Below are 24,078 nucleotides of genomic sequence, written 5' to 3' on the forward strand. Positions count from 1 at the left end.
GCGGGTTTTCGATGGATCGTCATGCATTATTAGAAAAAATCGATTTATAAGATTAATTTTTAAAAGATCATTTTGTTATTCTTTTGAGAAAAACCATTCTCGCATCACTTGCTTGTTAGGAGTGGAATGAGGCGGGGGTGTGGTTATATATCTAATTCTCAACGAATTTCTTTAGATTCTGATGTTTTCTTTTTAGTTTGTAGGTGTTGTCTCTTGAGTTTGTCAAAGGAGGGGAAGTGAAGTTTGGGGCAGTGGTATAGTTGCCAGAACTATAGTTGAATGCTGTTATGATCTGTAAAAAGAGGAGAGCACTTTTTGTAAACTATAACTTATGTGTAAAGAACGGATATTTTTATCAATAGATTGAATCTTTTAATGGAAGTTTTTTATCTTTTAATGGAAGTTTCTGTGCTTTTATTATAGCCAATTTGGCGAAGCGCTTCTCCTGTTGTTATAGCCACACTCATGGCAAGATTTAAAGAGCGTGCGTGCGGTTGCATGGGAATTTTTAATGCAGAATCAATAGATTCGTGAACATAATCGGGAACTCCTGCTGATTCACGACCAAAAAGTAAGACGTCATTTTTTTGATAACATATCTGCGTATAGCATGTTTCTGCTTTTGTGCTTAAAAGTAAAAGACGACGATTGAAGCGTTTCATGGTGGATAGAAAATGTTGCCAATCAATATGTCGTTCTAGTGAGGCATATTCAAGATAATCCATCCCTGCTCGTTTAAGACTGCGATCTGAGAGATTAAAGCCGGCTGGTTCAATGATGTGTACATGTAAACCAAAACAAGCGCTAAGACGCAAAATTGTCCCCGTATTACCAGCAATATCGGGTTGGAAAAGAGCAATGTGAAGTGTCATATTCCATATAGTATGATTTCTTCCTCTTCTTTGTAAAGAAGTTCTGTCGCGTATTTTAAAAAATATCATTACAAAGCATATGATTTTCGCACGGGGTGGCTAATTATTTTTTGATGTTATGGAAAACGTTATGCACAAGGTTTATGATGAGATGAGTGGTGAAGGATGACCATGGATCATTTGTTCCATATAAAGATTGGGTGTTACACATATGACAATACTAAGAATGGATTGTTATTATTTACCTTGATCATAACTCCGAATGTCGTAAAATTCTTTTATTTAAAAACTCTTTATGTTGAATCAATTCCTATTACTTGCTTGTGCGCTATAAGCGGGGTTGGAGTATGGGTAAAAACTATAGAAGAAAGAAGTAACAATACTTCTGATGAACTGCTTTCATGCAAGGGCTATTGCAACATCCATGAGTTTGTAAATATACTGGGAGCTGGTAAAGAGAATAATGGTGCCTGCTTGTTATCGTTTTAGATGATTATGAGAATTGATCTTTGTCAAAGGATGTCCAGAATGGCTTTGTTCGCAAAACTTCATGACATGCGTTAGATGTTGCGACGCATGAGAAGTTGATTTGTCGGTACAGCTGCTCGTAAATTTATCTAGATATAAAATTGATTTTACTGAATTTTTTCTCATGCTCTATCATTTAGTTTTACGGTTTTCATCAGCAGCTGAAGCGGGTTTGATGTAGAATTTTGATCTTGGAAAGAGAGGTAATATCTGGGGCAATTATTTCCTATGGATGAAGATTTTCTCATATTGCGTGAATTGACTGAAACTATGTTTTTTGTTTTGAAGGGATTTTTGCTCTTTTGCAATGGGCAGTTTAGAAAGAGTATATGAAGAAATTTGATGGTATTCTATGAAGGTACAAGTTATGAAGATATAAGTCGGCACCATTATTCTCTTTACCAGCTCCCAGTATATTTACAAACTCATGGATGTTGCAATAGCCCTTACATGAAGGCAGGTCATGAGAGGCATTTTCCCTCTCCTTTTATAATATTACCCTCATGCCAATCCCACTTATGGCTGACAGCCAAGTGAACAAAATTGATTCAACATGAAAAAGGTTTGAAAGGAGAGAACTTACAATACTCGTGGATATGATTCAAATTGCATAACAACAAATTATCCTTACAAATCAATGTATTGTATGAATCGCACCAAGCTTATTCTTTTTGGGGATTAATAAGATCCATCGGAACGAATAGTCGACTCTAGTGGATCGAAACTATCTGACTTTTGATTGTAAAATCCAAATGTCTGCGCACTGTTTTGCAACACCACCACGCGTGCTCCAACGGGAACACGGTTATAAAGATCAATGATATCTTGGTTCAAAAGACGAATACAACCACTTGAAATAGCACGACCAATTGACCACGACTCATGCGAACCATGAATACGGAAAAGCGTATCCTGACCATTTTTGAAAAGATACAGTGCCCGCGCTCCTAATGGGTTATCGGGCCCAGGAGGCATTCCTTTTGCCAAATGACCATAACGTTCTGGTTCCCGCACCATCATTGCCACAGTAGGAGCCCAACTTGGCCATCGGCGCTTGCGCTGTACAACGGCCTCACCTGCAAATGCTAAGCCTTCCTTACCAACCCCAATACCATAACGCAAAGCCATGCCATTTTCCCCAATAAGGTAAAGAAAACATTCCTGCGTATCGATAACCAATGTTCCTGGTGGATAAGAGGTATAATAAATCACCTTTTGACGCCAAAATTTTGGATCAATTGTCGAAAGATCAATAGCTGGCAATAAATAAGGCTCATTCGTTACAGGTCCATACAAAGCCTGCATTTCTGCTGGAACGTGTTGCACTTGTTGAGAAGGAACAAATGACAAATCTGACCGATATGTAGAACACCCAACCAAAGCCAAAGGTGCTGCAATTAAAAAGGCACGACGAGATAACACTCTTACATTTTCTCCAATGAATTTTTCATATAAACGCAAATTAATTCTTCATGTGAACTCAGATACTATAAAAAACTTAGCATATTGTTAAAGTTAATTTGAAAGTCTCTGCAATGAAGAAGATCATGAAAAAAAGCAATCATTTCTCACAAGATAGATTTTTTCTACTCACAGCAACAGGAAACTATTACTCTTCTTAAAATATGCTATAAAAACGCCAAAGAAGTGTTACCTTGATCAAAAACAATAGAAAAGAAGGCAATTCATGGGTTTTAAATGCGGTATTGTGGGATTACCTAATGTTGGTAAATCAACACTTTTTAATGCACTCACAAAAACAGCCATAGCACAAGCTGCCAATTATCCTTTTTGTACCATCGAACCCAATACTGGTGAAGTCGCTGTTCCGGATTTGCGGATGGCTAAAATTGCCTCTATCGCTGGTTCAAAAGAAATCATTCCCACACGTATTAGTTTTGTTGATATTGCTGGGCTTGTACGTGGCGCTTCAAAAGGTGAAGGTTTAGGCAATAAATTTTTAGCCAATATCCGTGAGGTCGATGCTATCATTCACGTTTTACGCTGTTTCCAAGATGAAGATATTACCCATGTAGAGGGGCGCATTGATCCTGTTTCTGATGCGACAACGGTTGAAACGGAACTTATGCTTGCAGATCTTGAAAGTCTTGAGAGACGAATCGTACAAGTCCGTAAACGTGCAAGTGGAAAGGATAAAGAAGCTCTCACAATTCTCCCCATAATAGAAGCAGCACTCAATTTACTTCAGAAGGGAAGTTCTATCCGATTATTACTCAAAGATATCTCTTCCGATGAACGCTGCCTCCTTGATAGTTTGAATCTTTTAACGTCCAAACCTGTCCTTTATGTATGCAATGTCAGCGAAAATGACGCCGCTCATGGAAATAGCTTGACCCGACTAGTCGAAAAAATGGCAGTGGAGCAAAATGCGCAAAGCATTATCATTTCTGCCTCCATTGAAGCTGAAATTGCCCAACTTAATGAAGAAGAAGTCTCCGAGTATCTTCATACTCTAGATCTCCTTGAACCAAGTCTAAACCGCCTTATTCGCGCTGGTTATTCTTTGCTTGATCTCATTACTTATTTCACCTGTGGTCCTAAAGAAACACGAGCATGGACAATCACCCGTGGCACGAAAGCCCCCCAAGCCGCCAGTGTTATCCATTCAGACTTTGAACGGGGCTTTATTCGTGCTCAAACCATTAGCTATGATGATTACATTGCTCTTGGTGGAGAAAACGGCGCAAAAGAAGCAGGAAAAGCCCGAGATGAAGGAAAAGAATATATCGTGCAAGATGGTGATATCATCTTATTTAAACATAATACTTAAGGATCCACTTCATCTCGCTATTTCATGTCTTAGCTATTTCATATCTGACATAAGAAGAAAATCGTATGATGAAATTATTCTAAAGCCTGCAAAAGCGCCCCTTCACAAAACAACATCCTCAACAACAATACCCTCTTGGGCACGTTCATCGCATTTATTTTAAAATAGGGTCAACACATTGATCTATAAATATTGTTATCATTTTTACCTTGAATCATAACCACGAATATCCGTAAGTTTCTCTCTTTTCAAACAACTTTATGTTGAATCATTTTTTTCACGTGGCTTTACGCTATCAACGGAATTGGCATGTGGATAGAAATGAGTGAAGAAAGGAGGAAAAACGCCTCTCATGAACCGCTTTCATGCAAGAGCTGTCACAACATTATAGGCTTGTAAATATACTATGAACTGGTAAAGAAAATGAGGGTGCCAACTTTTCACCTTTACAAATGTGAAGATAGTGGTGTTCGGTGAATTTATCGTTATACAATTCACACAGACGCAGCGAAATGTACTTAAGAATACTAAGAAACGTCTCTTTAAAACACCCGTGAATGTGCGACACGCTGGCATTCTGTTTTACGTGAAGAATATGATCTCATTAATGCGCAATCGGTGGAAGATAGAGAAGGTAAAGAGCACATTTCTTATAAAGAGAATTCATGGTTTATTGTGAAATAATAATACCTCTTTTCGCATATGAAACGAGAATAGCAAACACTGTGAAATTCCCTCACCTAGAGCCATTTTTGTGTTCAATCTCCTTGTCACATCACCAGTAGAGTTGTCATCATCATAAGTGAAATGAATAGGGAGATAAAAATCATTTCAGAACAATGGCTCTTCCCCTCTCAAGAAAAAATCCATCACACCATTGGCTATTGAAAAAAACAATGGCACCAACTGAATATTTTATAAATACCAAGAGAATGCTACATCATAAATTTTGTATTATATTCTCATACTATTCCTCAAGATATCTCTCACAAGCGGTGTCATCATGAAATACACTGGGAAGCAACAAGAAATATCTCTTTAAGCAAAAACCATCTGAGACAAAAAGACACTGTGTAAAACAGCAAGATCACCTTGTTAAACATGAGTCTCTCATATGCACACAGTTTAAAATATTTTATACCTCTCAAAACAAATATAACAATGTTTGAGAGTAAATAATAAAAATCTTTCAAGAATGCTTTCACCCAGAAACAACTGTTATCACGCATTATGACAACAGCTGTTTTATCAATAGAGGGAAAAACTAGCGAGACCAACGCCCTTCATATTTAAATGTAGGAGCTTGTTTTAAGGAATCTTTTGTCGCATTCGTAATAAGCTTCCACTTACCATAATCATTTGTCATCTGAATTGTTTCTGGAGAAACAACCACATAGTTCTCCCCTATCCCAAGGAAACCGCCAACAGCAATAACAAACCCTGCAATGTTATTTTCACGCAGAATAATATCTTTTACTTCACCAATATTTTCATTTTCTATATTGTATACATCTGCACCGATAAGACTTGAAGCAACAAAATCCGTTGCTAAGGGTGTAACGTAACGCACAGACATCTCTGACCCTACATGCACGCTCCCAGTCGCAGAAATCGTTTCAGGTTTAACAGGAACTTCAAAAGACTGGGCGTAAGCACTAGAAACCATCAAAACTGATATAAGAGCAGTAGATCCAATTTTCTTCATTTTAACATCTCCATTTTACTTTGCTTTTTCTTGACAAAGTCTCAATGCCTCATAACCAGATTTGTTCCCTTCACTCTTTCAAGACAACTGTCTCTTATCTTTTTTCTTTTTCAGTCTTTTGTTTCCCTTTCAAACGTCTTCTCTAAACCATACCAGATACGGGTCTTTAAAAGATAAACAAGTCCGCCAAAAATGATTAAAAACAAGATGACACGAAAACCTGTTTTTTTACGAATCTCCATATGAGGATCAGCAACCCACATTAAAAAAGCAGAAACATCACGCGCATAATGCTCAACTGTTTCAGGAGTTTTATCCTCATAGGAAACAATACCATCCCTCAAAGGAGGCGCCATAGCAAAGCTATTACTGGCAATAAAATAAGGATTGTACCAATAACCATCAGAAATCTTTGTGTTTTCTGGCACCTTCTGATATCCTGTTAAAAGCGCTGTAATATAATCTGGACCAGCAGTATTATAATGAGTCAATATATCAAAAATAACAGCAGGAAACGGCGAAGATACGGCGCGTGCACGTGCCATCAATGACAAATCTGGAGGATAAGCACCATTGAGAATAAATCTTGCTTCTTCTTCATTGGCAAAAGGAGAAGGAAAATAATCTGTTATAATGCCAGCACGTTTAAAAGATTTTCCTTCTCGATCAGGACCATCGCTCACTTCATATTGCCTTGCAAACGCCTTAATCTGTTCCTGATCATAACCAAGAGCCTTTAAATCACGAAAAGCCACATATTTTAACCCATGACAATTGGAACAAACCTGTCTATAAACCTTTAATCCACGCCGTAACTGCGCCTTATCATAAACTCCAAATGGACCTGAAAAACTCCATTCTTGTTTTTTAGGAGCACGTGAGGGAAAAGAAACAATCGTTTCCTCTTTATCAGAGATATTCCCAGCAACACTCTGAAAAGGAAAGCTTATCGCTGCTATAATAATCAATCCAATAAAAGCATTTACCATAGTTTATTTTTTTTCTTTTTCATATCTTCAGTTATTGAAGCAGGAAGCAAATGACTCTTTTCAAAAATAGATAAGACCGGCAAAACAATGAGAAAAAATATAAAATAATAAGCCGTCGCCATTTGCGTCCATAAAAGAATATTCTCACTGATTTCCCGTGTTCCCAGCCAACCAAGAAAAACAACATCAACAATAAACACCCAAAAGAAAATTTTATAAAAAGGTCGATATCTTGCAGAACATATTTTAGAGCGATCTAACCATGGAACAAAAAACCAAATACAAACCGAACTTGTTAAGATAACAACACCCCAAAAATTTGATGAAAGAACACCAATATGGAAAGTTATGGCACGCAGCATTGCATAAAAAGGTAAAAAATACCACTCGGGAATCACACGAAGAGGTGCCTTTAAAGGATCAGCAACACTATAATTTTCAACCTGCCCCATATAATCTGGCATATAAAACAAAAACCACGAAAAAAAGAGCAAAAAAACAGTAATGGCAAAGATATCTTTAACAAACGCATAGGGTACAAAAGGAACAGTTTCCTCATCCGATTGTATTGCAAGACCGGTAGGATTACTCTGTCCAACATGGTGGATTGCCCAAATATGAAGCCCCACAAAAAAAAGCAAAACAAATGATAAAAAATAATGGAAAACATAAAAACGATTCAGTGTAGGCTGCCCTACGCTATAACCACCAAGAAGTGTCTCGTATAACCACGTCCCCACCAACGGAATAGCTTTGAAAAGACCTGCAATCACTGAAGCCGCAGAAATAGACATCATCCCCCAAACCAACACATAACCAAAAAACGCTACAGCCATCATAATGATATAAATAAAAATACCCGTAACCCAAACCATTTCACGCATATTTTTATAAGAACCATAATAAAGTCCGCGCGCTAAATGAATATACGCAGCGATAAAAAAGAAGGAAGATCCCACACTGTGCCATGGACGAAAGAGCCAACCAAACTGTCCCTCACGCCTAAACCGTTCGCCTGTTTCGAAAGCCAAGTGAACATCTGGCACATAATGGAGTGATAATACGAAACCCGTTAAAAGCTGTGACAAAAGCATAACGATCAAAATGCCACCAAATGTATAAAAGTAATTCAGGTTACGTGGAACAGGAAAAATAACAAAGACATTGTGAAAAAAACGCGGAAAAGGCAAACGCTTATCCAGCCAACGGGTAAAAGCATTTTTAGGCAAATAGGGAGAAAATTTCGTCATCACCTTATCCTATTTTCAGCAAAGTATCAGAAAGGAATTGATAAGGTGGAATAGCCAAATTATAATGAGCAGGTCCTGAGCGCACTCTTCCAGCCGTATCATAAACAGATCCGTGACAGGGACACAACCACCCTCCGAATTTACCTGATTGTTCAAGTGTTACACAGCCAAGATGCGTACAAAGATTAATGAGAATAAGCCAATTCTCTCGCCCTTTTCCTGCCGAACGTGCAAAGTTCGTCGCTTCTTTTTCATCTTCAAGATTAGGATTGCGTGCCTGACGATCTTTAAGAACAGACAATTTTGTAGCGCGTGCTTCAGAAATTTCACGTGCAGTGCGATTGCGAATAACAACAGGCTGTCCACGCCACTTAACGGTTACCGACATTCCTTCTTCAATATCTGCAAGATCAACCTCAATAGAAGAAGATGCCAAAACAGACTCGTCAGGACGCAGCTGCTGGATAAAAGGCCAAGCAACCACACCAGCCCCGACCGCGCCTGCAACACCAGTTACCAAAAACAAAAAGTCCCGTCTTGTTTGCTCACCCATTACCTTAACTTAAAGAGCCTATAAGACACCTTTTTTACCATACCCTCTCTCATTGTACAATCTGTGATCACTCAATCCTCCTAAAAAACAGAAAATACTCCAGAAAAAGATGCCATACCGTCTCATACAATTTATTCTCTTCTCTCTAAATGAAACTTCAATAAACAACAATGCACCCCATGAGTTTTTCCTTAAGTATTCTCAAATCTTATAAGAACAAGACATTGATTTAGAAAAATAATTTGTCGTTATTGACCTTAAGGCATAACCCCGAATATTGTAAGATTCTCCCATTTCAAGCTTCTTTATGTTGGAACAATTTTGTTCACTTAACCTATACGCCATAAGCGGAATTGGCATGAGAGGAAAACGAGAAAAGAACGAAGGAAAAATATCTCTCATGAACACCTTCATACAAGAACTCTCATAAAACTATAAGAGCTCGTAAATAAATTGGGAACTGGTAAAGAGAATGAGGGTGCTGGCTTTTCCCTTTTAATAAGTGTGAAGATGTGGTGTTCAATGGATTTATCGCTATACAATTCATCCACGACGATGCGACATGGGTTTAGGAGTACTAAGAGATGTCTCTTTAAAAGAAGTCCGTTAATGTGCAACACGATAGTGTTGTGTTTTGGGAAGGTCATGATCTCATTAAAGAACGTGAGAAACAAAAGCGTGAGGCAATGCGGTATATTCATGATCTCAAAGACATTGCTTTAGAGATTTTTGAAAGTTGTAAAGCTGAATGAAAGGATTAAGTCCGAAGATTGGTTTTCACCTTTACAACGTCATCTACTCCCAAAATGAGGCTATCTTCACATTTTATGTCATGACGTTGATTTGCTGGTTTAATTGCTTCTTCTTTTCAAAAGAGTATTGCGCATGAGAATTGCACAAAACAGCGTTGGTTTATTTTGGCTAGAGATATGCGCTTATTATTGTATGTTTTTATTTTTCATTGCGTGTGAGATTTCATTCATAAAGAGGGATTTGTCTTCTTTTATGAGGAGTGGTACGTTTTGTGCAAGTGCCTCTAAGAGAAGGGATAACCATTCTTTATCGGATTTTGTAAAATTTCCTAGGACATGCTGGTGAACAAGATCTTTGGAATTGGGGCGTCCTATTCCTAAGCGTAGACGATAGTAGTTGGTGCCGCAATGAGCATCAATGGATTTTAGACCATTATGTCCATTATTTCCTCCACCAATTTTTACACGTATTTTCCCCGCTGGTAAGTCGAGTTCATCATGAATGATAATCAAATTTTTTAAATCTGATTTATAAAACCGCAAGGCTTCACCAATGGCTTGCCCAGAGAGATTCATAAAAGTTTGAGGTTTGATAAGAAAAATTTTTTCATCCTTTATGAGGCCGTTAGCGATTTCAGCTTGAAATTTTTTCGACCATGGTGAAAAAGAAAAAGACTGGTAAATGGCATCAACAGCCATGAATCCGATGTTATGACGGTTATTTTGGTATTGTGAACCAGGGTTACCAAGGCCAGCAATAAGCCACATGTGCGCTTTCCGTCAAAAAGTGAGAGGTTTGTTAAATACCTAAGACGTTACTTAAAAAATGTGAGAAATGTGTAAATGTCTTATAAGTTAAGGCGGGAATTTTCCCCGCCTGCTGAAGTTGGTTAATTTGTTTTGCTATCTTCTTGTTTGGTACTTTCATCACTGACATCCATGCCTGCAGGTGCTGCAATGGTTGCAATGGTAAAGTCTCGATCTTGGATGACTGGAGTAACACCCGTTGGCAGTTGCACTGCTGAAATGTGGATCGAATCACCAATGGAGTAGCTGGAGAGGTCAATCTCAATCGCTTCAGGGATAGCATTGGCTGGAGCCGTACACTCAATTTCGTGGCGAACAATATTAAGAACGCCCCCTTTTTTAATACCAGGCGCTGTATCTTCATTGAGGAAGTGTACAGGAATATTCACTTCCACGACGGATTTTTCTGAAATACGGAGGAAGTCTACATGTAAAGGAAAATCACGCACGGGATCCAATTGATAATCTTTTGGCAAAACCATAATTTTTTGTTTGCCAATTGTAATGGTTGCAACGGTGGTACGAAAGCCACCAGCATGAATTTTGTAGAAAATTTCTTTATAGGGAATTGTGATTGCCAGAGGTGGTTTTTTGTCACCATAAATGACAGCTGGAATAAGACCGTTACGGCGAAGTTCGCGGGAGGACCCCTTACCAACCCGTTCGCGTGTTTCGGCCTTAAGAGTATAGTTTTTGCTCATAATTTAAGTCCTTTTACATGATTGGAGATCCACCAAAAACCAACAGCAGTTTTTGCATGGATATGAAGATATACGCTACCCAAGCAGCGACTGCTTCACTCTGCGTTGCCTCCAAGGGTGTCTACGCAGAAGTCTGTTCTATAATTCAAACTCTTCTCAGATGCAAGAGTTGTGGGAAAAATCGATGATTTCTACCGTTAAGGAAGAGGAAATGTTACAAGGGCAGTTTATTTTATAAAAATGCGCTAATTATTCACAAGCAAATACTGGAGATATTATGAAGGTAGAGATCGCCTTGGGGGAGATGGCAGAACGTAATGCTTTGCGTCAATCGCAGCCAGCATTTATTGATCTTGAAGAGTTATTGGCGACACGTCTTCTTGTGCAAGGAAATTCTGGTTCAGGAAAATCACATCTTCTTCGAAGGATTCTTGAACAAAGTGCGTCGTGGGTGCAACATTGTGTGATTGATCCAGAGGGCGATTTTGTTACTTTGGCAGATAAATTTGGTCATGTCGTTGTTGAGGCTCAACGCAGCGAACTAGAACTGACACGTATTGCCCATAGGATTCGTCAACATCGGGTTTCGGTCGTGTTTAATCTTGAAGGTCTAGAGACTGAACAGCAGATGCGTGCTGTGGGTGCCTTTCTTGGTGCATTGTTTGATGTGGAACGTGACTACTGGTATCCCATGCTTGTTGTGGTTGATGAAGCACAATTGTTTGCCCCAACTGCAGCGGGAGAAGTGTCTGATGAGGCACGTAAGATTTCGTTGAGTGCTATGACAAATCTTATGTGCCGGGGGCGTAAACGTGGTCTTGCAGGTGTTATTGCAACCCAGCGTTTGGCAAAGCTTGCCAAAAACGTGGCTGCTGAAGCGTCCAATTTTTTAATAGGACGAACTTTCTTAGATATTGATATGGTGCGTGCGGCTGATCTTTTGGGAATGGAGCGTCGTCAAGCAGAAATGTTTAGAGATCTTGAGCGAGGGCATTTTATTGCTTTAGGTCCCGCTTTATCACGACGCCCTTTGCCGATCATTATTGGTCCTGTTGAAACATTGGCGCGTTCTTCTAGCCCCAAGCTCATGCCACTTCCTACGGAACGGGTGGATGCAAAAGAGCTCGTTTTTACGGCTTCGCCAGAAGAGGTTTTAACGCCCTTTAAACAATTACGAGAGCCGGTAAAAGAATTGGTGAGAGAAAAATCAGTTCATGAGATGTTAGAAGAGGCTGTGCATAAAAAACAAGAATTGTTAGAAGAGAAACCAAGCTTATTTCCTGAACTCTCTGTAGGGAAGCGCGATAGCCAAGCAGAACGTGTTATTCGAGAAATTCTTGATGATCCTGAGGCCTTTTATCGCTCGACAGCGGTGCTTTATCAAGATTTTTTGGTTCGTTGTCGTATTCATGGTCTCTCAGGTGATCTTTTAAATCTTTTACAATTTCGGCGTAAATTGGCTATTGCTCAGGCTTTTGTTGATGAAGAAACTGCTGAAAGTGAAAATTGGAAACGCATTTTGCTTCTTTCAGAAAATTTGGAAGATGATGTTCAAGGTGTTTTTTTAAATGTTGCAGAGGCCGCTTTGAATGGGAAACCATGCCCATCAGACACGTTTTTGGCACGTCTTTATGGAACCCATTCTTTAAGCCGTGCACGCCGGCTTTTAACCTACTTTGAAGAACGTGGACTCGTTGTTATTCATACGCATTTTAATGGTCTGCGCATTGTTGCTTTCCCTGATCTTGGGGTAGAAACTGCACCAGGAGATCCAAAGGGGGAAGTTTAACCAAATAAACTTGAAACAGATTGTTCTGCTGCTGTTCTTGCAATTGCTTCCCCAATGAGGTCGGCAATTGGTAAAACACGGATATTATGTGCTTTTTCAATGGCTTGTGTTGGCATAATTGAATCTGTAATCACCAATTCTTTCATTTCTGAATGGGTAATACGTTCGATAGCATCGCCGGAAAGAACACCATGTGTAATATAAGCTGTGACACTATTGGCACCATGTTTGAGGAGTGCACTTGCTGCATTGCACAGCGTTCCACCTGAATCAACAATATCATCAAGTAAAAGACAATCCTTTCCAGACACATCTCCAATAACATTCATAACTTCTGATTCACCAGGACGTTCACGACGTTTATCCACAATAGCCAGCAAACTGTTCAGGCGTTTGGCAAGGGAACGTGCGCGCACAACACCACCAACATCAGGGGAAACAACAATAACATTTTCAAGAGAGTGATGCATTTTGACATCTCGAGAAATCACCGGAACAGCATAGAGATTATCCGCTGGAATATCAAAAAAGCCCTGAATTTGTCCTGCATGAAGATCCAATGTCAAAATACGATGTGCGCCTGCTTCAGTAATCAGGTTAGCAACAAGTTTTGCAGAAATGGGGGTCCGCGGTCCAGGTTTACGATCCTGGCGGGCATAACCAAAATAGGGTATAACAGCTGTGATACGGCGCGCTGAAGAACGGCGAAGTGCATCAATCATGATGAGTAATTCCATTAAGTGATCATTTGCAGGATAAGATGTTGACTGCAAAACAAACACATCTTGTCCGCGTACATTTTCATGTAATTCTACGAAAATTTCTTGATCAGCAAAACGCTTTACGGTCGCTTTACCTAAAGGAATGCTTAAATAATTGGCAACATCCTCAGCTAGGCGTGGATTAGAATTGCCGCAGAAAAGCTTCATAGTAGAACCTCTGAGTAGTTTAGGGTAAAGTATAATATAGTACGACTTTTAACTTCTTATTACCAGATTGCAAGGCAACAATTGCGAAAGCCTACAATTTTATTCCTCATTGTTAAAGGGGAAGGCATTTTGTTTTTGCTTTTTGCAAAATTTTTGTTGTTTTAAAGCAGAGTTTTTTAACGATGAGGTCGAGATCTAGACATTAGATAAGGTTTTTTTATTTTTTAATTTTATAAAAAACAACTTCAATAATCATTTGATGTTCCATGTATGAAATATGGAAAAAAAACCATGTTGCAAGCCGGCACCATCATGATATTTACCAGCTCATGGTATATTTGCCAACTCATGAGATTGTGATAGCCCTTGCATGAGGGCGAGTTCATGAGAGGCATTTTTCCTCCTTTCTTTTTTCATTTATCCTCATGCCAATTCCGTTTACGGCGTAAAACCAAGTGAATAAAATTAATTCAACATGAAAAAGGTTTGAGATGAGAAAATCTTACAATATTCAGAGGTACATTATAAATCAATGTGTGCGACAAGAGTTCATTTTGTTTACTATCACAAGGAAATATTGAAAAAACAACAGAAAAAATATTTATATTTCTTGAGCCCATAAATGCGCTTTTGGTGAAAAGGAACTATCAAAGAAAGCTTCCTTTATTTAATGGGTGAAAAAAGACTGTTTTTAATCTTTCAGCATAATAGCGGAAATTTGCCGTCCATCGTCAGGCGCATTACGGTGTATCGCACGGCGATGGGAAAAAAAGCGTTGTTCATCTTGATAGGTGCAAAGTTTGACACAAGAAGCACGGACTCCTGCTTCTTGCAATTGATCGACAATGAATGTCCATAGATTAAAGCGAAAATGATTGATTTTATCTGTTTTTAAAAAATATTTTTGAAACTTTTTATGGGAATTCATAAATTGATTGTAAAATTCGCTTGTTACTTCATAATGGCAAGGACCAATACAGGGGCCAAGAACGGCTGTTATAGCGTTGCGTTTTGCTCCTTGTTTTTCCATAACAGAAATTGTTTTTTCTATAATTCCATTGAGGCTTCCTCGCCAGCCTGCATGTGCTGCAGCGATGACACCTGCTTGTGCATCAGCAAATAGAACTGGTCCACAATCTGCTGTAAGAATGCCAATGACCAATTCTTTTTTTGTGGTAACAAGGGCATCAGCTTGAGGCGGTTCTCTGGTAAAAGCTTGATGAACTGTGATTACTTCACAAGAGTGTGTTTGATTGACCGTGACCAAGTTTTGCACCCCAACACCAAAATAATTGGCAATCAAAATGCGGTTTTGTGCAATATGTTCTGGTTGATTGTTTAAACTGTTGTCTCCATTAAGGGCTTTGTCAAGGCTTTTTGAAACACCATGTTGGCGTGTAAAAAAACCATGTGTTATTCCACGTTTGTGTAAAGAAAAGAGATCTTTTGCAAGGATAGGATCAGAGTTCATAAAAGCTCCTTACATGGATGATTATTGTCATAATGAGACGGTGGGTGGGGAGGTTCCATATTTGTCAATGTGTATTTATTGGGAGTGTCTATTATAGGAGTATTCTCTATGGGGACTCAAATTGAGGGGGGAGAGGGATATTTTTATCACTCACAGATAAGACTTTAAACAATTTACCCATTTGATCTGGTCCCGCTAGTCGTTTGACATCTTGGCAGATTCTTGCTTGGAGTATAGCATTTTTGTTGGCTCCAAGTTGCCCTGCACGTTCTAAAATTCCCATTTTAACAAGAAAATCCCCTTGCTCGATAACTTCAGCAAAACAGCCTTGTTCAAGGGCTATTTTTTTTAAAAAGAAAAAACCAACATGTGATGTTAAATCATGTTCACCTGGGGACTCAAAAATATCACGAAACTCGTGTTTTGAGAGTGCCTGCAGTGTGTCACCAAATGCAAGATCAGAAGAACCATAATCAATAAGCAACGCAGAACCTGTGGCTTGCATTAAATGGTTGCTGACTTGTTGTATGAATTGATAGCGTGAGGGTGCATGTTCAAAAATTGTGCCATCAAGAACTTCAGAACAGTAGGATTGTAAGCAAGAAGAGGGAAGTTTATGGGAGGAAGCAATGAAGACAAAATCTCCATTTTGATCCATTGTAATGCAGCGTTCTTTCCATTCACCATTGATTTTAATATATTGGTTTATGGGGAGGGTATCAAGAAACTCATTGGCTATTAAGAAGAGCGGTCTTGAGGGGATTTGTTCAAAGTTTTCAAGGATATGGATCTGTTTTTGATAGGAGGAAAGCTGTTTTTTTTGTTCTTCTGCAAGCTTTTTACTTATTTCAATGAGAAACACTTCAGCAGCGTTAAATGCTGTCGGGGATAATTTTTGAATGGTACGTAAAATATCATCCATCAGGGTTCCACGTCCTGGACCTATTTCAGCGAGAATAAAAGGACGAGGACAGCTATGTGCTTTCCAGTTTGCGAGGGTCCAAATACCAATCATTTCTCCAAATAATTGGCTCACTTCAGGTGCTGTGATGAAATCACCAGTGCGTCCAAAAGGTATTTGTGTTTGATAATAGCCAAATTGGGGGTCCGTGAGTGCCAACATCATATATTGGCTGACAGTTATTGCTCCATTAAGCGCAATAATTTCTTTAATTTTTTCTTTGAGAAGAGTCATTTGGGATCGATTTATGTTTGAAAGCTGGAAGAAGAAGATAAATACCCAGAAGAAACATAGGAAGAGATAAAGCCATGCCATAGGTGAATCCAGTTGTATGAAAAAGATTAAAAAACCATTCTGGATCTTCTTGAGGTGCACGGTAAATTTCGGAAATACTGCGTGCTATCGCATAGCCTATAATAAATGTTCCCGCTACTGTGCCTTGGCGTTTTAATGCTTTTAATGCAAAAATAAGTATAAATAAAATGATAAAGAGAAGGAAGCCTTCCATGAGTGCTTCATAAAGTTGGCTTGGGTGGCGCGGTAGATAATAAGGATCGAGGGGGAAGCAAATAGCCCAAGGCTGTGTGGTAACATGTCCCCATAGCTCTTGGTTCACGAAATTGCAGATGCGTACAATGCCGATACCGATGGGAGCACCTGCAGCGATGATATCAAACATTGCACGTATGGGGATATTATTTTTACGGGCAAACAAGATCATTGCAACGATGATGCCAATGAGACCACCATGAAAGGACATGCCTCCATCCCATACTGCTATGATGGCGCTTGGGTAGCTAAAATAATAGGCGGGGTTCCATACAAGCACTTGTCCTAAACGACCACCAACAACGACACTAACCGTAGACCAAACAACAAAATCTCCTATCTTTTTCTTCTCTATAGGAGGGTGGTTGGCACACCATAGAGATTTTTTTGTTAACAATCTTTGTGCATACCACCAAGCAAAAAGAATACCCACGACGTAACCAAGCCCATACCAATGGAGGGCTATGGGGCCTAAATGAAAAATGACAGGATCGAGAAAAGGTGGAAAAGCAATGGCTGGGCAAGGAAAATTATTCATTAACTAAGCATTTTACATTAAGATGACATGTTATATCAAGAGGACATGGCGCTTAGAAATGACAGATGAATGCACAATGGTCAAGCTGGGAAAGTAGCAGGTTTCCACTGAATTTGAATACGAAAATCTTTATGGTAAAAAAATGTAAAAAGATTGAAAACAAAATCTGTATAATTCGGTAAAATTTATAGGATAAAAGGAACAAATGCAGTATCCAAATATTTTGAAAATACGTTATAATGCGTGGGTTAATAATTAAAATTTGAGGAAAAATGTGATGCGTAATGGGGCAAACCGTATTCTTGATGAATTTGCAAAATTGGCAACAGATGCTGCCGATGTTGCACAAGGTATACGACGTGAAGCTGGAACCGCTTTTCGTTTACAGGCTGAAAATATAGCAAATAAACTTGATCTTGTTTCACGCGAAGAATTTGAGACTTTTAGAGAGATGCTTCTGAAAGTTTATGCTGATCATGCTGATTTAAAAAAACGTCTTGATGATTTGGAAAAAACACAGACGCAAAAAGAAGAAAAATAGTTTTTATAAAAAAATATCCCCAATTTTTCAGTATGATATATAAAACTGAAAAATGCTTAGTCTTAAGTCTGTTAGAGCAGATTTTCTATTTTTGAGGATTCGTTTTTTGTAAAAAAACGCTTTTTTTGAATCAGGGGGGCTAGTACTACGAAATTGTATCAATACACTGAAAAGGCTTGGTGATTCGTTTTTTGTTATCAAGTTTTTGCAGGAAGCGTTATTGGCTTCTTGGTGTTGTGTGTTGTCCATGTTTTTAATGTGTATTTGTTTGGTGTAAAAGCTTTAATTGTAGCAAAATTTTGTTACGGTTGGGGGCGTTTTATATTCTGTTGATAACTTTATTCATAAGATTGAGGGTTAATGATGAGGCTTGCATTTTGCGCCATGACGAGAGAAGAGCATCCGGTTGATTTTATCGAACAGATTGCCTGTAAATATGATTGGTCATTTGAACGGGATGTGCAAGATGAGATTCGTGTTTGTGTAGAAGGAAAACGGACAACCTACCGTCTTGCTTTTTCATGGATGGAGGAGCAGGAGGCTCTTCATTTGTCTTGTGCTTTTGACCTTTCTATTGAAAATGCTCGAACAACGGAAGTGCATCGCTTATTGTTGGCAATTAATGAAAAATTGTTGTTGGGACATTTTGATTATTGGCAGGGAAATCATTCCGTTATTTATCGGCAGGGGCTTCTTTTGGCTGGGGGAGTTCATGCCTCTCATATTCAGGTTGAAACATTGTTGATACACGCGCTTAGAGTCTGTGAAAGCCATTATGCTGCATTTCAGATGGTTGCTTGGAGTGGGGAAAGCGCTAGCAAAGCTCTCCAATATAGTTTGTTTGAAACTGTAGGAAATGCCTAAATTCTCTCATGTGTTGAATGGTTTTTAGAGACAATTTGTAAAGTCTTTCTCATAAGGGGAGATCGATAATAGCACGCAAACCTCCCAAGGGGCTATCGTCTAATTGAATGTTGCCTCCATGGCTGCGCGCTATGTCTTGGGCGATGGAAAGCCCAAGTCCTGTTCCACTTGCATCTTGATTGCGCGCTTTATCAAGTCTAAAAAATGGTTTGAAAACTTCCTTACGCATGTTTTTACAGATTCCAGGTCCATCGTCGTCAACTGTTATGATGAAGGATTCTTGTTGAGATATGGCCGTTAGTTTGACGGTGTTGGCGTAATAAAATGCATTTGATACGAGATTGCTCACCAGACGCGTAAAGGCTTGTGGACGTGCTTGTATTTCTGCAGGGCCTTCAATTTTATAAAAGAATTGACGTTTGTGAAGATGAGCATCGGCGGTAAATTTTTGCATAAGAGCATTTAAATCAAGGGTTTTCACACCTTCACTTCCCTCACCACGGGCAAAAGCAAGATAATCTTCTAACATATTTTGCATGTCGTTTACATCTTGCTCAAGCGGTTTAATATCAAAGTCAGTATTTGCTAACGCGAGTTGAAGTTTAAAACGTGTTAGAATGGTTCTTAAATCATGGCTTACGCCTGAAAGCATCATAGTGCGTTGTTCGATTTGACGTTCAATACGTTCACGCATACGTAAAAAAGCAACGCCTGCACGACGAACCTCCTCAGCGCCTTGTGGTTGAAATCCTTCCGGTAAAGGATGTCCACGTCCAAAACTTTCTGCTGCTTTGGCTAATTGTTGGATCGGTTTTATCTGATTGCGCAAGACATAAATGGCGATCAGCAATAAAACGAGAGCTGTTCCTACCATCCAGCTTAGAAAAATAGCAGTATTGGAAGCATAGGCTTGGCTGCGCAGTGCAAAGACGCGTAGGATGTTATGACCAAGGTGGATGCGAATTTCGACAAGATCAGAATCACCCACTGTATCAATCCAGTAAGGGACGGTTAATTTGACGTGTGATTTCTTCGCTTAGAAAATAATCAAGAATTGCAAAAAATGGTTTAGGTCCTAGAGGCGGAAGAGGAGAGGGAGGAAGAATAGAAATGTTTAATCCCAATACGTTGTTGTGCAATACGCTTGATATCGTCATAGTTATCTTGTTGTTGGGTATGTTTCAATAATGTCAATAATGGCTGAGATATCATGGACAACAGCGGTTGAAAGACGCTCGGTTACCATTTGCCAATGGCGCTCCATAAAGACATAAGCAATGACTGTTTGTAAGAGGACCATAGGAGCAATAATGATGATCAAAGCACGGGCATAAAGCCGTTTAGGCATCTGCTTTGTCAACCAGCGGATAAATTTTCTTAAAGGTTCGACCATTGTCATGCATATTCAATTGAGAGTTTGTAACCTATTCCTCGAACGGTTTGGAGCCATATAGGGAGTGCGGGATTCTTTTCTATCTTACGACGAAGGCGATTAATTTGTACATCTATGGTACGTTCATCAATATTTTTATCATTCATTGTTAATTTATGGCGTGGAATGATCTCACCTGCATTTTCGGCAAAAATAACCATCATTTTTTGCTCATTATCTGTTAACTTGATAATCTCTCCTCCTTTTTTGAGTTCGCGCCGTGCAAGAGAGAAGATATAAGGTCCAAAGACTATTTGCTCGATTTTAGGTTGATTGAGTGAAAATCCCCGTCGTAAAATAGCGTTGATACGAAGGAGAAGCTCACGAGGATCAAATGGCTTGGCAAGATAGTCATCTGCGCCTGCTTCTAGTCCATGGATACGGTCGTCTGTTTCCGATAAAGCTGTGAGCATGAGAATGGGGATATCTCTGGTTTGACGCAGGGAATGCGTGAGTGAAATGCCGTTTTCTCCAGGCATCATGACATCGACTATAAGAAGATCAAAATCTAAGCTTGCAAGTTGCCGTCTTGCTTCATCGGCATTGGCAGAGACTGAAACACGAAATCCATTTTTAATAAGAAATTGAAATAAAAGATTGCGAATACGGGTGTCGTCATCAATAACAAGAAGGTGAGGTGCGTTATCACACAAAACTTGAATATGATCGGTCATTCTTCAAAACCCTGACAAAATTGAGTTTCTAACCCTTAAAGTTTACATAAGTTGCACAAAACTGTCGAGCAGGCTATTTTACTCTATAAAGAAGAAAATTCTTTTTGAATAAATTTAAAGAAATTTACCCTTGAAAAGGATACAATGAGTCATTTTAGTACAAAAGTTATTCCAGTTACATCTTTTCAACAAAATTGTACTTTGCTTTTTGATCATGAACAAAAAGTGGGTGTTTTAGTTGATCCTGGTGGTGATTGGTTTCGTATTCAAGAAGCGATTCAAAAGATGGGCGTTACCGTGGAAGCTATTTGGATTACGCATGGTCATTTTGATCATGTGGGAGCGGCAATGCAAGCAAAAGAGGCTCTTGGTGTCAAAATCATCGGTTCGCATCGCCATGATAAGCCGCTCATGGATTCTGTGAGAGAAAGTGCAGAAAGCTATGGTATTACTGAGGCACGTATTTGTATTCCTGATCAATGGTTAGAAGATGGCGATAGTGTTCAGTTTGCTGGACATGTGTTCAATGTTTTTCACACACCAGGACATTCCCCTGGGCATGTTATTTATTTCAACGAAAAACAACGTTTTGCTCTTTTGGGTGATGTTCTTTTTCGTGGTTCTATTGGACGCACAGACTTTCCCTTCTGTTCTCATGAGGAATTGATTAAATCACTTCGAGAAAAGGTTTTTCCTTTGGGTGATGATGTCCGTTTTATCTGTGGGCATGGTCCAGGGAGCCACATAGGTTATGAGCGCCAGTGGAATCCATTTCTGCAAGAACTTAAGATATAATCGGAAAAATACTTTTAAAAAGTATTTCTCCGGTCATTTAAATTATTCTTTTATGAATGTTCATGAAAGTTAGTTTACTGGAGCATAACAAAAGTGGTCTAAACCGTCGAAACCTCGAAAAGTCCCTGTTTGAGGATTAAATGAACGGTATTTCTTCTTGCAATATTGAAGCCAGCTCTGAGTCCATGGTTTTTGGAGTTGTTGGTATGTTGTCGTTGATTGAACTTCATAAATAACCTGATTTCGTGGGACTTGTTGATATACGGTTTGCGGAACTTGTTGATAGACATACTGGTTTTGAGGGACAGGTTGATAGACAATCTGTGGCTGTTTTGGTTTTTTTAAGACATTGCCAAGAATTGCACCTGCTGCAAGGCCTATAAGACCTGCGGCTAAAGTATCTCCAGAGTCATTACGCGTTACACTGTGTTTATGTACATGGACATGCTTATGTGTTGTTGTTTTGCGTTCGATATGACGATGTATCTTGCGTTCAACATGATAATGTTTTTGTTCCCGCCTTTGATGATCGACATGATGGCGGTGGTAGTGATCAGTATAGTAAGGGTGAGGCTTACTCACAGAACGTGTGCTATAACTCTCAGAACTGCTGCTAAAATGATGAGAAGGAAAACGAGATTCCGCCTCTTTTTGTATCTTTTTCACTCTTTTCGTAAACTCATCAGAAATGGATGTTATATCTGCAAATGCTGTGCCTAATGGTATCAAAACAGTTGCTGTTGATATCGCGGATAAAACCGCTAGTGTTGTCATTTTTTTCATAATTGCCCTCAATAAATTTGTATTGTATTCGTAAATTTATTGTTCCCGTTTTACATGGTTGAAACTGAACATAATCTGAATGATTTTTGGCTTTATTTTGACAAAATAAATAAAAAGCTCTGTCGTTGAGCATAAATGGTAAAACTATAGAATAAAGTCGCAATATAAGGGTGTATTATTTAAAAATATGCATTTTTTGAGATTCATTTATAAGCGAATTTTTATAATTATTATCATGTGTTATGATCATTGAAGTTTATAGGAAATATTATTCTTGAGATTTCTTGACTTCATAAGCTTTACAATATGAATTCTAGACGTATGAGCAATCGATATGGCCCTTTATCATTGTAAAGTGAGGGGATTATTATAGGGTTAGGGGCTTTAGAATAAAGTTTTCTTTACTTTGTATCATTCATAAAAATATTGTCTTATTTCTCTGTTTTTTAAGAATCCTCTTATAAAAATTGGGTTTGCACTGTCTCGTTTTATGTGGGAGGTTTTGATAGAGAAGAAAATGCACTCTTTATGTGGCTGTTTTAGAATTGAAATATTTTGATTTGTTCTGAATGCGTTTTCAGTATTTTAGGAGAAATATGTAGAAATGAAGTCTGGTAAATTATTGAGAGGGAGGAGTATATAGTTCATAATATAGAGCATTTTTTTGATTTTCCTCTCTCACTTTTGGGGTGTTTTTATTGATTTAAAAGTGCGTTTCTTACAATTTGCGCTCTTGAAATGGGAGTACAGATTCATTGGGGGAGGAGGTGAAGTTGTAAAGGTAAAAAGCAATGTTCATCCTTATCATCCTCCTTTTAATTCTGCTTGACAGCTTTCAAAAGTCTCTAAAGCAATATTTTTAAGATAATGAAGATACCGCATTGTCTCAAGCTTTTGTTTCTTACGTTCTTTAATGGGATCACGACCTTCACGCAAACCACGTTGCACATTCACAGACTTGTTTTAAAGAGACTTCTCTTAGAGCTTCTAAGCCCATTTCGCAGCATTGTTTTAGTGAATTGTATAGCGATAAGTCCATTGCGCACTACCATCTTCACATTTATAAAAATGAAAAGCCAGCACCCTTATTCTCTTTACCAGCTCATGGTATATTCATCAACGCATGGCGTTGCAACAACCCTTGCATGAAGGCGGTTCATGAGAGGTATTTTCCCTTCTTCCCACACTCATTTGTGTCTATATGCCAATCCCGTATATGAGGTACAAGCCAAGTGAATAAAATTGATTCAAGATAAAGTGGTTTGAAATGAGAGAATCTTACGGGTATTCGGGGTTGTAATTCAAGGTGATAAACGACAAAAAAACTGATGAAACAGTGTGTTTTGTGAATGAGGATGGCATAGCGTTCTCAGTTTCGAGAAAATGCTTTCAATTGTTTCTTCTTGTCTTAATTGAGCAGCGTGTATAGGTATTTGCTTTTTGAAATTGTGTGCTGATTTTTGAGATTTGTTTGCATGCATGTTTGATAAAATCCTATACTAAATTTTTAGGGTGTTGTCCGCATTTACAACAAAGAAGTTGTCTTTTGGGTGCTCATTAAAGTGCTGTGGTTTGTTCGGGTAGAATGGAAAAAAGACATCTGTTTGAAATTTACTCTATTTCTGTTTTGAAATGAAGCATATGCTCTTATCTTCCCAACTAATGGGAATGGTGTCTCTACGAGAAAAGCGCGTATCAAAAGGATATCACTCTAGATGCGTTTATGGGATTGTAGGCGATTATCGCTGATCATATATTTTCACTCTTTCTTTATTTACAAAGAAATACTGCTTTATTTTTGAAA

Annotated in this window: 20 protein-coding genes and 2 pseudogenes; 6 read left to right on the plus strand and 16 right to left on the minus strand. The window is 38.7% G+C overall.

Going from position 1 to position 24,078, the window contains the following annotated elements:
* Window positions 1-386 precede the first annotated feature (386 nt).
* Together BN67_RS01245 and BN67_RS01260 are read right to left on the minus strand one after the other, a co-directional pair.
* Window positions 387-872, minus strand: coding sequence for a tRNA (cytidine(34)-2'-O)-methyltransferase (locus BN67_RS01245; RefSeq protein WP_019222345.1), 486 nt, complete (start codon window positions 870-872; stop codon window positions 387-389).
* A 1,206-nt stretch (window positions 873-2,078) separates the two neighbouring features.
* Window positions 2,079-2,822 carry a L,D-transpeptidase gene (locus tag BN67_RS01260; RefSeq protein ID WP_026088104.1) on the minus strand — a complete coding sequence of 248 codons (744 nt, stop codon included), beginning with the start codon at window positions 2,820-2,822 and terminating at the stop codon, window positions 2,079-2,081.
* A gap of 265 nt (window positions 2,823-3,087) precedes the next feature.
* On the opposite strand from BN67_RS01260, the gene ychF reads away from it, so the two are divergent.
* The gene (gene ychF, locus BN67_RS01265; protein WP_019222349.1) at window positions 3,088-4,191 is read left to right on the plus strand and encodes a redox-regulated ATPase YchF; all 1,104 of its coding nucleotides are present in this window, start codon (window positions 3,088-3,090) and stop codon (window positions 4,189-4,191) included.
* A gap of 1,264 nt (window positions 4,192-5,455) precedes the next feature.
* Here ychF and BN67_RS01275 read toward each other — a convergent pair.
* The 4 genes from BN67_RS01275 to petA form a co-directional block, all read right to left on the minus strand.
* The gene (locus tag BN67_RS01275) at window positions 5,456-5,896 is read right to left on the minus strand and encodes a PRC-barrel domain-containing protein (RefSeq protein ID WP_019222351.1); all 441 of its coding nucleotides are present in this window, start codon (window positions 5,894-5,896) and stop codon (window positions 5,456-5,458) included.
* Between the two features lie 110 nt (window positions 5,897-6,006).
* Window positions 6,007-6,885: a cytochrome c1 gene (locus BN67_RS01280; RefSeq protein WP_019222352.1), complete on the minus strand. Its 879-nt coding sequence runs from the start codon at window positions 6,883-6,885 to the stop codon at window positions 6,007-6,009.
* Complete coding sequence (locus BN67_RS01285; protein WP_019222353.1) at window positions 6,879-8,135, minus strand: cytochrome b; 1,257 nt, start codon at window positions 8,133-8,135, stop codon at window positions 6,879-6,881. The genes BN67_RS01280 and BN67_RS01285 overlap by 7 nt, the downstream gene beginning before the upstream one ends.
* Before the next feature lie 4 nt (window positions 8,136-8,139).
* The gene (petA, locus tag BN67_RS01290; RefSeq protein WP_019222354.1) at window positions 8,140-8,688 is read right to left on the minus strand and encodes a ubiquinol-cytochrome c reductase iron-sulfur subunit; all 549 of its coding nucleotides are present in this window, start codon (window positions 8,686-8,688) and stop codon (window positions 8,140-8,142) included.
* Window positions 8,689-9,299: 611 nt separating this feature from the next.
* Between petA and BN67_RS15390 the strand changes: the two genes are divergently transcribed.
* Entirely contained in the window at window positions 9,300-9,440 is a 141-nt protein-coding gene (locus tag BN67_RS15390) for a hypothetical protein (protein WP_019222355.1), read from the plus strand.
* Window positions 9,441-9,626: 186 nt separating this feature from the next.
* Here the strand turns inward: BN67_RS15390 and pth are convergent, their stop codons facing one another.
* Both pth and BN67_RS01305 read right to left on the minus strand, forming a co-directional pair.
* Window positions 9,627-10,208: an aminoacyl-tRNA hydrolase gene (gene pth, locus BN67_RS01300; protein ID WP_019222356.1), complete on the minus strand. Its 582-nt coding sequence runs from the start codon at window positions 10,206-10,208 to the stop codon at window positions 9,627-9,629.
* A gap of 122 nt (window positions 10,209-10,330) precedes the next feature.
* Window positions 10,331-10,948: a 50S ribosomal protein L25/general stress protein Ctc gene (locus BN67_RS01305; RefSeq protein ID WP_019222357.1), complete on the minus strand. Its 618-nt coding sequence runs from the start codon at window positions 10,946-10,948 to the stop codon at window positions 10,331-10,333.
* A gap of 277 nt (window positions 10,949-11,225) precedes the next feature.
* Between BN67_RS01305 and BN67_RS01310 the strand changes: the two genes are divergently transcribed.
* On the plus strand, window positions 11,226-12,737 hold the full coding sequence (locus tag BN67_RS01310; protein ID WP_019222358.1) for a helicase HerA domain-containing protein: 1,512 nt from the start codon (window positions 11,226-11,228) through the stop codon (window positions 12,735-12,737).
* Here BN67_RS01310 and BN67_RS01315 read toward each other — a convergent pair.
* The 4 genes from BN67_RS01315 to lgt all read right to left on the minus strand — a co-directional run bounded on the left by BN67_RS01315 (window position 12,734) and on the right by lgt (window position 17,185).
* Window positions 12,734-13,666, minus strand: coding sequence for a ribose-phosphate pyrophosphokinase (locus BN67_RS01315; RefSeq protein WP_019222359.1), 933 nt, complete (start codon window positions 13,664-13,666; stop codon window positions 12,734-12,736). The two genes, BN67_RS01310 and BN67_RS01315, sit on opposite strands and share 4 nt — an antisense overlap.
* A gap of 691 nt (window positions 13,667-14,357) precedes the next feature.
* On the minus strand, window positions 14,358-15,137 hold the full coding sequence (gene pgeF / locus BN67_RS01320; protein ID WP_019222360.1) for a peptidoglycan editing factor PgeF: 780 nt from the start codon (window positions 15,135-15,137) through the stop codon (window positions 14,358-14,360).
* Between the two features lie 106 nt (window positions 15,138-15,243).
* Complete coding sequence (locus BN67_RS01325; RefSeq protein WP_019222361.1) at window positions 15,244-16,332, minus strand: class I SAM-dependent methyltransferase; 1,089 nt, start codon at window positions 16,330-16,332, stop codon at window positions 15,244-15,246.
* A complete protein-coding gene (gene lgt / locus BN67_RS01330) occupies window positions 16,307-17,185 on the minus strand; it encodes a prolipoprotein diacylglyceryl transferase (RefSeq protein WP_019222362.1) in 879 nt (292 codons plus the stop codon). Before lgt ends, BN67_RS01325 begins: the two co-directional genes overlap by 26 nt.
* Before the next feature lie 277 nt (window positions 17,186-17,462).
* On the opposite strand from lgt, the gene BN67_RS01335 reads away from it, so the two are divergent.
* Window positions 17,463-17,726: an accessory factor UbiK family protein gene (locus tag BN67_RS01335; protein ID WP_019222363.1), complete on the plus strand. Its 264-nt coding sequence runs from the start codon at window positions 17,463-17,465 to the stop codon at window positions 17,724-17,726.
* 363 nt (window positions 17,727-18,089) lie between these two features.
* Window positions 18,090-18,590, plus strand: coding sequence for a type III secretion system chaperone family protein (locus BN67_RS01340; RefSeq protein ID WP_019222364.1), 501 nt, complete (start codon window positions 18,090-18,092; stop codon window positions 18,588-18,590).
* A gap of 49 nt (window positions 18,591-18,639) precedes the next feature.
* Here the strand turns inward: BN67_RS01340 and BN67_RS12470 are convergent.
* Both BN67_RS12470 and BN67_RS01350 read right to left on the minus strand, forming a co-directional pair.
* Window positions 18,640-19,983: pseudogene (locus BN67_RS12470) on the minus strand (ATP-binding protein).
* A 2-nt stretch (window positions 19,984-19,985) separates the two neighbouring features.
* Window positions 19,986-20,696, minus strand: coding sequence for a response regulator (locus BN67_RS01350; protein WP_019222365.1), 711 nt, complete (start codon window positions 20,694-20,696; stop codon window positions 19,986-19,988).
* Window positions 20,697-20,840: 144 nt separating this feature from the next.
* Here BN67_RS01350 and BN67_RS01355 point away from each other — a divergent pair, with 144 nt between their 5' ends.
* Window positions 20,841-21,491, plus strand: a complete 651-nt coding sequence (locus tag BN67_RS01355) for an MBL fold metallo-hydrolase (protein ID WP_019222366.1) — start codon at window positions 20,841-20,843, stop codon at window positions 21,489-21,491.
* A 69-nt stretch (window positions 21,492-21,560) separates the two neighbouring features.
* On the opposite strand, the gene BN67_RS01360 is transcribed toward BN67_RS01355, so the two are convergent.
* Together BN67_RS01360 and BN67_RS15310 are read right to left on the minus strand one after the other, a co-directional pair.
* The gene (locus BN67_RS01360) at window positions 21,561-22,274 is read right to left on the minus strand and encodes a BA14K family protein (protein ID WP_019222367.1); all 714 of its coding nucleotides are present in this window, start codon (window positions 22,272-22,274) and stop codon (window positions 21,561-21,563) included.
* 755 nt (window positions 22,275-23,029) lie between these two features.
* Window positions 23,030-23,443, minus strand: a pseudogene (locus BN67_RS15310) (integrase); the annotation flags it as partial.
* Window positions 23,444-24,078: the final 635 nt, after the last annotated feature.

Origin of the sequence: Bartonella rattaustraliani AUST/NH4 (assembly GCF_000312565.1) — a bacterium.
Lineage (GTDB): Bacteria > Pseudomonadota > Alphaproteobacteria > Rhizobiales > Rhizobiaceae > Bartonella > Bartonella rattaustraliani.